At 70.3% G+C, this 12,675-nt stretch carries 11 protein-coding genes; 3 read left to right on the forward strand and 8 right to left on the reverse strand.

The features are described from left to right. Positions 1-45 precede the first annotated feature (45 nt). On the reverse strand, positions 46-843 hold the full coding sequence (gene erm, locus DI269_RS25800; RefSeq protein WP_112141387.1) for a 23S ribosomal RNA methyltransferase Erm: 798 nt from the start codon (positions 841-843) through the stop codon (positions 46-48). A 340-nt stretch (positions 844-1,183) separates the two neighbouring features. On the opposite strand from erm, the gene DI269_RS25805 reads away from it, so the two are divergent. Together DI269_RS25805 and DI269_RS25810 are read left to right on the forward strand one after the other, a co-directional pair. Next, positions 1,184-2,245 carry a patatin-like phospholipase family protein gene (locus tag DI269_RS25805; RefSeq protein ID WP_232822905.1) on the forward strand — a complete coding sequence of 354 codons (1,062 nt, stop codon included), beginning with the start codon at positions 1,184-1,186 and terminating at the stop codon, positions 2,243-2,245. Then, entirely contained in the window at positions 2,226-4,508 is a 2,283-nt protein-coding gene (locus tag DI269_RS25810; protein WP_112141389.1) for a protein kinase domain-containing protein, read from the forward strand. Before DI269_RS25805 ends, DI269_RS25810 begins: the two co-directional genes overlap by 20 nt. A gap of 13 nt (positions 4,509-4,521) precedes the next feature. Here the strand turns inward: DI269_RS25810 and DI269_RS25815 are convergent, their stop codons facing one another. The 7 genes from DI269_RS25815 to DI269_RS25845 form a co-directional block, all read right to left on the reverse strand. Continuing rightward, positions 4,522-5,811 (reverse strand): RNA-guided endonuclease InsQ/TnpB family protein, encoded by a 1,290-nt coding sequence (locus DI269_RS25815; protein ID WP_112141391.1) that lies wholly within the window; start codon positions 5,809-5,811, stop codon positions 4,522-4,524. Positions 5,812-5,909: 98 nt separating this feature from the next. Continuing rightward, the gene (locus tag DI269_RS25820) at positions 5,910-7,469 is read right to left on the reverse strand and encodes a sodium/solute symporter (RefSeq protein ID WP_112141393.1); all 1,560 of its coding nucleotides are present in this window, start codon (positions 7,467-7,469) and stop codon (positions 5,910-5,912) included. Beyond that, positions 7,469-7,747, reverse strand: a complete 279-nt coding sequence (locus DI269_RS25825) for a hypothetical protein (protein WP_157975212.1) — start codon at positions 7,745-7,747, stop codon at positions 7,469-7,471. The genes DI269_RS25820 and DI269_RS25825 overlap by 1 nt, the downstream gene beginning before the upstream one ends. 142 nt (positions 7,748-7,889) lie before the next feature. After that, the gene (locus DI269_RS25830; RefSeq protein WP_112141397.1) at positions 7,890-8,636 is read right to left on the reverse strand and encodes a LytR/AlgR family response regulator transcription factor; all 747 of its coding nucleotides are present in this window, start codon (positions 8,634-8,636) and stop codon (positions 7,890-7,892) included. Between the two features lie 68 nt (positions 8,637-8,704). Continuing rightward, a complete protein-coding gene (locus tag DI269_RS25835; RefSeq protein ID WP_112141409.1) occupies positions 8,705-9,700 on the reverse strand; it encodes a sensor histidine kinase in 996 nt (331 codons plus the stop codon). Between the two features lie 185 nt (positions 9,701-9,885). After that, positions 9,886-11,568 (reverse strand): solute symporter family protein, encoded by a 1,683-nt coding sequence (locus DI269_RS25840; RefSeq protein ID WP_112141399.1) that lies wholly within the window; start codon positions 11,566-11,568, stop codon positions 9,886-9,888. Then, positions 11,565-11,921: a DUF485 domain-containing protein gene (locus DI269_RS25845; RefSeq protein ID WP_112141401.1), complete on the reverse strand. Its 357-nt coding sequence runs from the start codon at positions 11,919-11,921 to the stop codon at positions 11,565-11,567. Before DI269_RS25845 ends, DI269_RS25840 begins: the two co-directional genes overlap by 4 nt. 275 nt (positions 11,922-12,196) lie before the next feature. Here DI269_RS25845 and DI269_RS25850 point away from each other — a divergent pair, with 275 nt between their 5' ends. Further along, positions 12,197-12,610, forward strand: a complete 414-nt coding sequence (locus tag DI269_RS25850; RefSeq protein ID WP_112141403.1) for a VOC family protein — start codon at positions 12,197-12,199, stop codon at positions 12,608-12,610. Positions 12,611-12,675 lie beyond the last annotated feature (65 nt).

The raw sequence follows: 12,675 nt of genomic DNA on the forward strand, positions 1-12,675 counted from the left end.
CTCAACCTTAATCGGCTCAGACAACCGGACCGGCACCCCCTTGCTCTATCGGGTGAGGGCCTTGTACAGGGAGATCCAGCGGTCGGGCGGGACGAGGCCGACGGGTGCGTCCTTGGCGATGCCGGCCTCGGCGCAGGCGCGGGCGGCGGCTCTGGCGGAGACGGCTTGGCGCAGTGAGGAGGCGAGGGAGCCGCCGACGCCGGTGAAGCCGAGGGCGACCATGTCGCGGTAGTCGTCGAGGGCGTGCCGGGGCAGGAGCGGTTCGGGGCGGCGGCGCAGGTGGAGGACGGCGGCGTCGACTCTGGGGACGGGCCGGAATTGGCGGCGGTCGATGCGGATACCAAGGGAGAGTTCGTGTTCGGGCCAGGCGTCGACGGCGAGTTTGGACCAGCGGCCGTAGTCGCCGGTGTGCTTGCGGGCGAATTCGAGCTGGACGACGAGGTCGGCGGTGGTGAGGGTGCGGGCGTCGAGGCACCAGCGGACGATGTCGGTGGTGATCGCGAAGGGCACGTTGGCGACCACGCGGAACGGTTCGCGCGGCGGGCGGGCGTCGCGGAAGTCGCCGGCGTGGAGGCAGAGGTGCTCGTGGTGGCCGTAGCGGGAGCGCAGGCGTTCGGCGAAGTGGCGGTCCTTCTCGTAGGCGAGGACGCGGCGGGCGCGGTCCAGGAGCGGGCCGGTGATCATGCCGCCGCCGGGGCCGACTTCGACGACGAGGTCGTCGGGGCCGACGTCGGCTACCAGGCGGCGCGCGAGGTGGGGGTCGGCGAGGAAGTTCTGGGACAGGCGCTTGCGGTCGGAGACGGGACGGGACTCGCGGGCGCGCGGGAACTGGCTGCGGGACATGGGAATCCTCCATGCGGAACGGTCGAATCAGGACGAGTTGATTCGCCTAGACCGCGCAGCGGCGCAGCAGGTGCGTCAGATGGCACCATCGAGGACCGGCGGTTGCCGGGGAGAGCGTGCGCGTGCGGGGGCCTAGGCCGCCGCGCGCAGCCGACTGAAGCAGCTCGGACCGAACGCGGCGCACGCGTTCAGCCCAGGAGATCCGTACATGGCGGCCAGGCTACCGGACCCGGGCGGGGCTGTCGAACGGGTTTTCGCGGCCCGCGCGGGAGGCGGCGGGCCGATACCATCGAGGGGTCCGGATCCCCGTAACGCCTGCTCCCACCCCCGGAGTCATGCCTTGAACGACGCTCTCGACGGCGACCGCTACTGGAACGACGACCATCCCGTGCTCGAACTCGTCCGGGCCCGGGCGAAGGCCGGGACCGGCCCGGGCGCCCACGGCGACGGCATGCGGCTCGGCCTCGCGGTCGAGGGCGGCGGGATGCGCGGGATCGTGTCGGCGGCGATGCTCACGGCCCTGGACGACTTGGGGCTCAACCAGGTCTTCGACGCGGTGTACTCGTGCTCGTCGGGCGCGATCAACGCCGCGTACTACCTGAGCGGCTCGTCCTGGTACCCGCTGACGATCTACTTCGACGACCTGCCGACCAAGCGGTTCCTGGACTTCCGGCGGTTCGTGCTGCCGGGGCCGGTGCTCGACCTGCGGTACGTGTTCGAGGAGGTCCTGGCGCTGCGCAAGCCGCTCGACTACGCGCGGATCGTGGAGGGCGCGGCCGAGCTGCACATCGCGGTGTCGCGCACGGACACCCTTGAGCCGGAGTGGGTCTCGGAGTTCAAGTCGGCGGAGGACCTGAAGGAGGCGATGCGGGCGAGCTGCTGGCTGCCGCTGGCGGTGCCGGGGACCGGCGAGTTCCGGGGGCGCCCGGCCGTGGACGGCGGGGTGCTCACCGCGCACCCGTCGCTGATGGCGCTGGAGGACGGGTGCACGCACGTGCTGTCGTTGAGCACCAAGCCGTTGCAGCCGCCGCCGACGCGCACGTCGCCGGGGTTCGTGGCCTCGGCCGCGGCGATGGAGCGGCTGCGCAATGGGCTCGGGCGGGCGTACCTGAAGTCGGTGAAGGCGTACCGGTCGCACCGGGCCCGGTTGCAGCGGTGGATGACCGAGCCGGAGGCGTCCCCGGCGTACGTCCTGGACCTGCCGCCGCTGCCGTGGATGGCGCGGATGACCCGGCACGCGATCGCGCCGGCGCCGGTCCTGACGGCGGCGCGCGAGGCGCACGCGATCATGCACGCGGCGTACCTCGGAATCCCGGTCCAGGAGCTGCGCGACGGGCGCTTCTCTTCGCTGCCGCGCCTGATCACCGTGAGGAAGGACGCCGATGGCCGCATCGTCTCTTGAGGACTTGTCGCGGGCGGTGTCGCAGCTTGGCTACGACGGCAGTACTGCGGCCCTTGACGACTGGACGGCGGAGGACTGGCGGGCGGTGCTCCTGGACCTCCCGCTCGACGAGCGCACGTATCTGTACCGGCTCCAGCGGACCCGGGTCGAGGTCATCGAGGCACTGTGGAAGTGGTGGCCGTCGGGGCAGACCGGCCCGGCCGCCGGGTATCTCGGGTTCCTGCTGCTCACGCTGGTGACGATGCACTGCTCGGACCGGGTGCGGTACCAGGGCGAGGAGCCCGGCGCCGCGGTCGTGGCGGGGAAGCGCGGCGACGCGCTGTGCACCGCGCTGGCAATCGACCCGGACGTACGCAGTGCCATTGTGGCGCTGTACGACCCGGCACTGCGCGGGGGGAGCGAGCGGGCCCGCGAGGAGTGGGCCGGGCTGGACTTCCGAACACTAGAATTCCACCGGCACGGGACCACCTCGATCATCTTCAAGGGCAACGCGAAGGAGGCGCACGGCAGCGCGGCGAAGTTCGCGCTCAAGTGCCTGATCTACCCGTACGAGCGGATTCCGGCGATCGCCGAGGCGACCCGCGGGTACCGCGAGGAGTTCGGGCGGTCCGGTTCGGCAGACTCGCCGCTGGTGCGGGCGTGGGCCAGCCACGACAGCTGGATCCTCATGGACTTCGTCAAGGGGGACACGCTCGCGCAGGTCCTGCGCGAGCTCCAGGAGAGGCGGCGCGAACCGAAGCGGGAGATCAAAAGGCGCGTCGACCTGGAGCAGTTGCGGCGGCTCGGGGGGCCGCTGCTGCGGGCCATGGTCGAACTCGAAGGGGCACAACGGCACCACCACGACCTGACGCCGTCGAACATCATCGTCGAGGACGACGAGCGCGGCGTCAGGTTCCGGCTCATCGACCTCGGCGTGAACTACCTGCACCTGCGGGCCCTCTCGGGGGCCGAGCGCGGCGAGGCCGACTTCGTCGCCCCCGAGGTCAAGGAGACCGGCGCCGGAGGCGATGAGTCCGACCTGTACTCGCTCGGCATGCTGCTCATCGCGATCGCGGGCATCCCGCGCCGGTCCGAGCATCTCGTCCCGGACCAGTTCTACACGGCCTCAGCGGGTCTGGCCCGCATCCTCGAAGACCTCGTGGACACCGACCCGGACCGGCGGCTGCTCGTCACCGGCGTCGTCGCCGACGAGCCCCGGTACGCGCAGATCGAGAAGCTGCTCCTGCGCGAGGTCGAGGTCCTCGCCGCCGGAGAGGCCGACCGGCCCGACGGGCGGCTGCGGCTCCCGCGCCAGATCCTGCCTGGCGCGGCCACCGTCGCCCGCCAGCGCCGGATCGCGGCCGTGCGCCGCAAGCAGGTCAAGGAGACCGGAGGCTCGGCGCACCTGCGCCAGGCGAGGTACCTGATGTGGTGGGCGATCGGGTGCGCGGTGCTGTGGTGGGCGACGATGGCGATCGTCCTCACCTGGTGGGCAAGGGACCTCGGCATCGACTGGGCCGCCAAGTGGTTCGACCTCGCGAACCAGGTGTTCGACCGCAAGGGCGAGGGCCTGGTGTTCTTCGACGACATCCGGGCCGCCGACTACCCGATCCCCGATCCGTGGGGGAACCTGCCGGTGCGCATCGCCGCGTTCACGTACGCGCTGCCGAGCTACCGGTTCTACCTGTACCTGCTCGCGGAGATGACCCCGTTCTCCGGAATCCCGCGGCACGGGATGCGCCAGGTGCGGACCGTCGCGGCCGCCGTCGCGATGCGGACGGCGGCGATCTGGCCCGCGGTGCTCGTGCTGGTGCCGACGCTGGTGCAGCGGGACTGGTGGATGCTGGCCTGCCCGATCGGGGTCGTGTCGGCGGCGCTGTTCATCTCGGGGCTGTCGTTCTTCGGCCGCGACGCGATCGAACGCGCCAAGGACAGGGGCCTGTCGACGGTGTCGCGGACCGACGCGCCGCTGGGGCGCCTGGCGTCGTGGGAGCCGATGGCGTGGATGTACTGCGTGCCGGTGGTCGTCATCGGGCCGCTGCTGTACCTCGGGGTCATCCAGGACGAACTCGTCTACGTGTGCGCGATCGGGCTGATCAACGTCGGCATCTGGTTCCTCAAGGACACCGTCGGGGACGCGCCGAACGTGCGCATGAGCCTGAACCGGGCGATCCTCGCCGCCGAGCGGCTGGACCGGCTGGAGCAGCGCGAGCGCGCCGCGGCCGTGCCGGATCAGCCTGCGGCGCTGCGGGAGCGGATCGGGCCGGTGTCGCCGGTCGATTGACATCCTCTCCGTCCTAAAGGACGGAGACTCCCGGCTTGGGCACCGTTGACACGGCGCCGCCACGGGCGGGTTCCTCATTCTTCCCCTCGCGGGGATTGCGGAGTCTGCCAGGTGTCCCTGGTCTGACGTCTCCTCCAGAGGCGTTTCGCGTGTCCGGGTGCCCCCCGGCCACGATACGGCTACCTTCACGGCGGGTATTCACTTCAGCGTTCACATCGCGGTCATGGACCGCGCCGCACCCGCACGCCCACGAGCGCACTTTCAAGCCCTCCAGGCCCGAGGGCCCGGCCAGGACCCCGCACACCGAGCACAACCGGGTCGAGGGGAAGAACCGGTCGATCTTGACGAACGTCCGGCCCGACCGGGCCGCTTTCGATTCGAGCCGGGCCAGGAACATGCCGAACGCGGCATCGTGCACCGACTTCGCCGCCCGGCCCCGGCTGAGCCCCTTGACATTCAGGTCTTCGACGTACACCGCTTGGTTCTCACGGACGATTGCCTTGACCTGCTTGTCGACCCAGTCCGAACGAGTGTCCCTGATCTTCTCGTGAATCTTCGCGACACGGAGACGGGCCTTGGCCCGGTTCACCGAGCCCTGCGCCTTACGGGCCAGGACCCGCTGCGCCTTCCCGAGTCTGCGCTCCAGCCGCCGGAAGAACCGCGGGCTCTCGATCACCCTGCCCCCGCGCAGGACCGCGAAGTCCTTGAGACCCAGATCGATCCCGGTCTCCGCCTCCGGATCACCGAGCGGTTCGAGGAAATCCGCGCCCTCGTCCACCGCGACGACAAAACTCGCGTAGTACTTCCCGGTCGGGCACTTGATAACCGCCACCGAGCTCGGCTCCGAGGGCAGTGCCCGCGACCACGCGACCTTGACTTCGCCGATCTTCGGCAAGCGCAGCCGCCCGTTGCCAAGCACCGCGAAGCGGGCATTGCGGGTGAAGCGGATCGACTGGGTACCGTTGCGGCGCTTGAACCGGGGCGGGCCCACCCGGGTCCCGGCCCGCTCCCCTTTGACCGAGGCGAAGAAGTTCTTCCAGGCGCGGTCGCAATCCGACAATGCCTGTTGGAGCACCACTGCCGAGACCTCACCCAGCCACGAACGGCCAGGGGTGCGTTTCGCCTCGGTGATCAGCTGCTTCGACAAGACCGCCATCGTCGGATACGGCAGCCCCTCGGCGTGGGCGTGCTTCCGCGCCGCTACCGCGTCGTTGAACACCACCCGCGCAGAGCCGAACGCCCGCGCAAGCGAAACCCGCTGCGGCATGGTCGGGTACAGCCGGAACCGGTAACGAAGCAGCACACCTGTACAACGACCACTCCCGTGGAAACGAAACGCCCTCACGGCCGTGACTGCCCACACACCCCGTTCTCGCCACGAAATTCCAGTACCGGCCTTCATCAGCGCCCGGCCTGGCGCAGTCCCGCTGACGCGGGACCGCGAGCAGGCAAACGCCCGGATTCATCTCCGCCGTATATAACGGCACTCTCCCCGGAAACCTGGTTGCGGCCGGGCACGTGCAGGCGCAGGACGGCCTCCCCGGCCCAGTCGGGGACCGCGCTCGGCCGCGAGGCGGCGGCCATGACGGCGAACGCCAGCGGGACCGTCCACAATGCAGGTTGGGCGAGGAGGATCGACCAGGTGCCCGGCGGCAGGTCGAGGATCACCGAGGCGAGCGCCGCGCCGGTCGAGGAGGCGGCGCCGACGAGGAGCCCGGCCGTCGCACCGGTGGCGGTGAGGCCGCGCCACCAGATGCCGAGGGTCAGCAGCGGGCAGAACGTCGAGGCGGCGACCGCGAAGGCCCAGCCGACCAGGACGTTGATGTCGACGTCGGCGGCCGGGAGCGAGAGCACCACCGCGAGGGCGGTGCCGGCGAGAACCCCCATGCGCAGCTTGGAGAGCGAGCCGCCGAACAGGTCGTGCGACAGGCCCCCGGCGAGCGCGAGCAGCAGCCCTGAGGAGGTCGACAGGAACGCCGCGAACGCGCCCGCGGCGACGAGCGCGGTCAGGACCGCGCCGACCGTGCCGGGCGCGATGGCCTGCGGGACGAGCACCGGGACCACGTCGGTCTCCTCCGGGTCGGGCACGGCGATGCGGCCGAGGAGCCCGTACACGACCGGGAACAGGTAGAACAGGCTCAGCAGGACGATCACCGAGACGGCGACGCGGCGGGCCGCGCGGGCGCCGGCGACCGTGTGGAAGCGCATCACGACGTGCGGGAGGCCCATGGCGCCCAACGTGGTCGCCGTCAGGACCGACACGGTCGCGAGCACGGAATGACCCGAGCCGTCGAGGTCGAGGAGCGGGCGGGCCCAGTCCGGGTCGGGGCCGGTGGTCGCGAGGGCTGCCTCGCGGCGCTCGGACCCGGCGAGCACGATGAGCACGATCGCAGGACCTGCGATGAACGCGAGCTTCACGAGGTAGTGGAACGCCTGCACGTATGTGGCCGAACGCATCCCGCCGACGGCGATCGTCGAGGAGACCACCAGCCCGGCGCCGATGACGCCGATCCAGTACGGGATGCCCGAGACGAGTTCGAGCACGACCCCGGCGGCCTTGAACTGCGGCAGCAGGTACAGCAGCATGATCACCAGGACCACGAGCCCGCACATGCGGCGGATGCGCGGCGACCCGAGCCGGTACTCGGCGAAGTCCGGGACCGTGTACGCGCCGCTGCGGCGCATCGGGCCCGCGACGAGGGCCGCGACGAGCACGTACCCGGCGGTGAAGCCCACCGCGTACCACATCGCGCCCACGCCGTTCTTGACGAGCAGGCCCGCGAGGCCCAGAACCGAAGCGGCCGAGACGTACTCCCCCGCGATGGCGAGGGCGTTCCAGCCCGGCACGATCGAGCGGGAGGCCACCAGGAAGTCCGGAGTGGACCGCGCGGCGCGCACGCCCCACACGCCGATGACGACGCTGGAGACGAGCACCAGCATGATCGAGGCCAGACCGAGCATCAGGGCCCGTCCCGGTCGTGGTCGTCCTCGACCTGCTCGGCGCGGCGCACGTGGAGGGCCGCGAGCGCGAGCAGCACCGGGTAGGGCGCGAAGAACAGGACCGCCCAGCCGAGGCGCCCGGGGATGACCGCAGCGGCGGTCAGCAAGGCGGCCAAGGCGATCAGCAGCGAGAGGGCGGTGCGGACGGCGAGACGGCGCTGGCGGCGCAGGGCGCGCTCGGCGGCTTCGAGGTCGATCGCGGTCAAGGGCATCGGGGGCCGGCCGGAGAGATGGCTCAAGCGCCCCATGGCATCCGCCCCGCGCCGTTGCGCGAGGCGGGTCTGGGGGCTTGTTACTCGGACCCTCTGAATCACAGCGTTTACTCCGGTTCGGGGAAAGGCGAGCGAAGCGAGCCGGTTGGGTGGGGCGACGGGTGTGGGGTCATGAGTCTCCGCGCACGGCTTGGAGGAGGCGTTCGCGGAGGAGACGCGAATGGCGGCGGCTTACGGGCACCTCTCCCGCGCCGGTGACGGCGACCAGTCCAGCCGTCGAGGTCACCCGCAGTTCCGTGATCGAGGCGAGGTTGACGAGGAACGAGCGGTGCGCGCGCACGAATCCGGCTGCGTCCCAGACCTCTTCGAGATAGGTGAGCGACTGCCGTAGCAGGTGCGAATGCTGGCCGGAGTGGAGTCGAACGTAGTCCCCGTGGGCCTCTGCGTAGGCGATGTCGTCGCGGCGGACGAACACGGTCCGCCCGGCGAGTTCGACCTGGACGACCGCGAGGTCGTCGGCCTTGTCGCCCGCCGGGGGCGGGCCGGAGCGGCGGCCGATGCGGGCGACGGCCTCGGCGAGGCGCTCGGGCCGGAACGGCTTGAGCAGGTAGTCGACCGCGCCGAGGCCGAAGGCCTCGACCGCGTGGTTGTCGTAGGCGGTGACGAACACGATCGCCGGCGGGTGCGAGAGCCGCCGGAGGATGCGGGCCACGTCGATCCCGGTCAGGCCGGGCATGGCGATGTCGAGGAACGCGGCGTCGAAGGTGCCCTCGCCGAGCAGGCGCACGGCCTCGTCGCCGCCCGCGGCGCACTGCACGTCGCCGACGCTCGGCTGCTCGGCGAGCTGGCCCGCGAGCTCGGCGCGGGTGGAGGACTCGTCCTCGACGACAAGAACACGCAAGCCCGAATTACTCATCAGAGTTCACTCCGGTTTGGGGAGAGGCGAGCGCAGTGAGCCGGCTGGGTGGGGCGACGGGTGCGGGCTCATGCGTGGACTCCTCTGGCGTAGCGGGGGATGCGCACGGTGGCCTTGGTGCCCGCGCCGGGGGCGGTGTCGAGCCACAGGCCGTACTCGGGACCGTAGACGGCCCGGAGGCGTTTGTCCACGTTCGCGAGGCCGATGCGGCCCGATCCGGCGCGGCTGCCGGTCAGGATCGCCTTGGCGACCTCGGGGTCCATGCCGGCGCCGTCGTCCTCGACCTCGATGACGCACAGGGGCCCCTCGGAGAACCCGCGCACGGCGATGTGGCCGGTGCCGGGGCGCGATTCGAAGCCGTGGCGGACGGCGTTCTCGACGATGGGCTGGACGACCAGGAACGGGATGGGCACGGGCAGGACCTCCGGGGCGATGCGCACGGTGATGTCGAGTCGGTCGTCGAAGCGGGCGCGCTGGAGCTCCAGGTAGGTCTGGACGGCGTGGAGCTCGTCGGCCACGGTCGCGAAGTCGCCGGTCCCCGCGAACGAGTAGCGGAGGTAGTCGGAGAAGTCGGTCAGGAGCTCGCGGGCGCGCTCGGGGTCGGTGCGGGTGTGGGCGCTGATGGCGGCCAGGGCGTTGTGCATGAAGTGCGGGGAGATCTGGGCGCGGAGGGTGCGCAGGTCGGCTTCGGCGATGCGCTCGCGGGCCCGAACGAGGTCGGCGTGGTCGAGGGCGCGGGCGACGAGGTCGGCGGCCTCGGCGAGGTCGGCGTCGCTGACGTCCCCCGATATGAGCAGGCACCCGGCGAGGTCGCCGGAGACGACGAGCGGGGCGGCGCGCAGCGGCGGCGCGGTGACCGGTTCGAGGACGTCCAGGGTCTCCACCAGGAGTGCTTGGGCCGCATCGGGATCGAGGCTCCCGGCGGTTGCGAGGATCTTCTCGCAGTCGGCCAGCGCGACGGCGTCGGCGGCGAGGAGCCGGGCGAGGCGGCGGGCGGCCACCTGGGGGCCCTTTCCGGCGAGCCCGTCGGCGAGGGCTTCGCCGATCTGGCGCGACAGTCGCAGCGCGGCGAGGGTCGCCGCGCTGCCGGTCCGCCGACGCTGGCGATGAGGGGATCGCGCGATCACCTTGCAACTGTAACGTGGCGCACATCGGGGCCCGTCCAGCGGACGGGCGTTAGGGCTCGACCCTGGGATCGAGCCCTAAGCGGCGGGGAGGGCCGCCCCGGCCCTCCCCGCCTGGGGGCCGCCTAGTGGACCGAGGCCCGCTCCGCACCCGCACCGGTGAACGCCCGGACTTGCATGGACGCGAACCGGTCAGGGTTCGATTCGGAGCTCATCAACGTGCCGACCACGGCGCAGATGAGACCCAGCGGGATGGACACCAGGCCGGGGTTCGACAGCGGGAACCATGCGATGTCGACCCCTTCGCCGAGCAGCGAAGTAGGTGTACTCGAGAAGGTCGGCGAGAAGATCACCAGACCGATGGACGAGATGAGGCCGCCGTAGATGCCCGCGACGGCGCCGGCCGTGTTGAACCGCTTCCAGAAGAGGCTGAACAGCAGGGTCGGGAGGTTCGCCGAGGCGGCGACCGCGAAGGCGAGCGCGACCAGGAACGCGACGTTGAGGTCCTGGGCGAAGACCGCGATGACGACGGCGACGGCGCCGACGCCGACCGCCGCGAACTTCGCGAAGACGACCTCCTGCTTGCCGCTGGCCTTGCCGTGCTTGAAGACCCCGTTGTAGAGGTCGTGGGCGAGCGAGGACGAGCAGGCGATGATGAGGCCCGCGACCACCGACAGGATCGCCGCGAACGCCGCCGAGGCGATGAGCGCGAGCATGATCGCGCCGCCCGTGGACCCGGCGATGTTCTCGCCGATGACCTGGGACAGCTGCGGCGCGGCGGAGTTGCCGGCCGGGTTCTCGGCGATGATGGCGTCCTTGCCGACCATCGCGGCGGCGCCGAAGCCGAGCACGAGGGTGAGCAGGTAGAACATGCCGATCAGGCCGATGGCCCAGTTGACGGACTTGCGGGCGGTCTTGCCGTCGGGGGTCGTGTAGAAGCGGATGAGGACGTGCGGGAGGCCGGCCGTGCCCAGCACGAGCGCGAGCCCGAGGCTGATGAGGTCGAGCTTGTTCCACAGCGTCTGCAGCGAATCGCCCGCGACTTCCGTGCCGTAGCGCAGCCCCGGTTCGAGGAAGGCCGCGCCTTGGCCGGAGACGTTGGCGGCGTCGCCGAGCAGGGCCGAGAGGTTGAAGTTGTAGTGGACGAGCACGAGGATGGCCAGGACGAACGCGAGGCCGATCTTGACGCAGGCCTGGAAGATCTGGACCCAGGTCGTGCCCTTCATGCCGCCGAAGGCGACGTACGCGACCATGAGCAGGCCGGTGACGACGATGCCGACGACCTTCGCGGCCCCGGCGTCCATGCCGAGGAAGGTCTCGCCCTCTTTGATCCCCAGCAGCAGCGTGACAAGTGCACCCGTGCCGACCATCTGGGCGAGGAGATAGAAGATCGAGATGCTCAGGGTCGCAATGGAAGCCGCAGTCCTGACGGGACGCTGCTTCATGCGGTACGAAAGCGCGTCGGCGACGGTGAACCGGCCGGAGTTCCGCAGCGACTCGGCCACCAGGAGCAGGGCGACGAGCCAGGCGACGAGAAAGCCGATCGAGTAGAGGAACCCGTCGTAGCCGTAGAGGGCGATGGTGCCGGCGATGCCGAGGAACGAGGCGGCGGAGACGTAGTCGCCGGCGACGGCGAACCCGTTCTGCCAGGCGGAGAAGCCGCGCCCGCCGGAGTGGAAGTCGGTGGCGGTGCTGGTCTTTCGTCCACCTTGGATGGTGATGAAGATGGTGACCATGACCATCACCATGAACAGGGAGATCGTCAGGATGCGGTTGGAGTCGCTCATCTCCTGCGCAAGCGTGTTCATTTGCCGCCCCCGCTCATGATGTCCTCGCGGAGTTCCGCGGACTGCCGGTCGAACTTGCGCGCCGTGAACCGGTTGTAGGCCCAGGTGACGTAGAACGTCACGACGAACTGGCTGAGGCCGAGGATGAGCCCGAGGTTGATGTTGCCGAACAGGACGATGCCCATGAAGTCGCGGGCGTACGCCGACAGGAGCACGTAGACGAGGTACCAGGCCAGCGCGGCCAGCAGGACCGGGACGGTGAAGCGGAACAGGGTGCGCTTGAGCTCGACGAAGCGGGGGTCGTCGTGCATCGCGGCGATCTCCGCGTCGGTGACCTCGGTCGGTGGGCCGTTGTCTTCGGGGGTTGTGGTCATCGAGCCTTCCTCCTTGAAGGGCCGGGCATGTCCGACTCGTTTCGACACGGTGACGTGTGTCACCTGGGAACATAGGGCCTTCGGAGGCTCGGGAGAAGCACCGTTGTCAGGCGTGTCGCCGGGAAGGCGCCATCATGCGCTGAACCCGCGCCGAGCCGCCTGCGAACGGTCCGTGAGCGGTCGGTGAACGGCACCTCGCGGAAACGATGAATCCGGGGAACGTCTCTCGTCCTTACTCGGAAGGCCCTCTGAGACCGGAAAGAAGCGTGAGCCCGATGGCGAGCAAGATGATCTTCCTGAACCTGCCCGTGGCCGACCTCCAGAAGTCCAAGGACTTCTACCTGGCCCTCGGCTGGACCGTGAACCCCGACTTCACCGACGAGAACGCCGCTTGCGTGGTCGTGGACGACAACATCTGCCTGATGCTCCTCGCCCGCGAGTTCTACACGACCTTCGCCGAGCGCCCCATCGCCGACACCGCCAACTTCTCCGCCGCCGCCTACGCCCTCGCCCTCCCCCACCGCGAAGCCGTCGACGACCTCACCGACGCCGCCCTCAAAGCCGGCGGCACCGAAGAGACCTCCAGAAACGAACGCCGCGCCCAGGAAGCCGAAGTCGGCATGTACGGCCGCACCTTCCTCGACCTCGACGGCCACCAGTGGGAGCCGTTCTACATGCCTTACCAATAAAGGAAACCCACAAAAAACGACGGCCGCCCCGCAAATAACGCGGGGCGGCCGTCGGCGTTCGCGGA

Source organism: Glycomyces dulcitolivorans, from assembly GCF_003265355.1.
GTDB classification, from domain to species: Bacteria; Actinomycetota; Actinomycetes; order Mycobacteriales; family Micromonosporaceae; genus Glycomyces; species Glycomyces dulcitolivorans.

Excerpts from the sequence above, each read along its gene's own strand:
- erm (WP_112141387.1), bottom strand. The coding sequence starts at position 843 with ATGTCCCGCAGCCAGTTCCCGCGCGCCCGCGAGTCCCGTCCCGTCTCC.
- DI269_RS25810 (WP_112141389.1), top strand. The coding sequence starts at position 2,226 with ATGGCCGCATCGTCTCTTGAGGACTTGTCGCGGGCGGTGTCGCAGCTT.
- DI269_RS25820 (WP_112141393.1), bottom strand. The coding sequence starts at position 7,469 with ATGCTCGGTCTGGCCTCGATCATGCTGGTGCTCGTCTCCAGCGTCGTC.
- DI269_RS25830 (WP_112141397.1), bottom strand. The coding sequence starts at position 8,636 with ATGAGTAATTCGGGCTTGCGTGTTCTTGTCGTCGAGGACGAGTCCTCC.
- DI269_RS25840 (WP_112141399.1), bottom strand. The coding sequence starts at position 11,568 with ATGAACACGCTTGCGCAGGAGATGAGCGACTCCAACCGCATCCTGACG.
- DI269_RS25845 (WP_112141401.1), bottom strand. The coding sequence starts at position 11,921 with ATGACCACAACCCCCGAAGACAACGGCCCACCGACCGAGGTCACCGAC.
- DI269_RS25850 (WP_112141403.1), top strand. The coding sequence starts at position 12,197 with ATGGCGAGCAAGATGATCTTCCTGAACCTGCCCGTGGCCGACCTCCAG.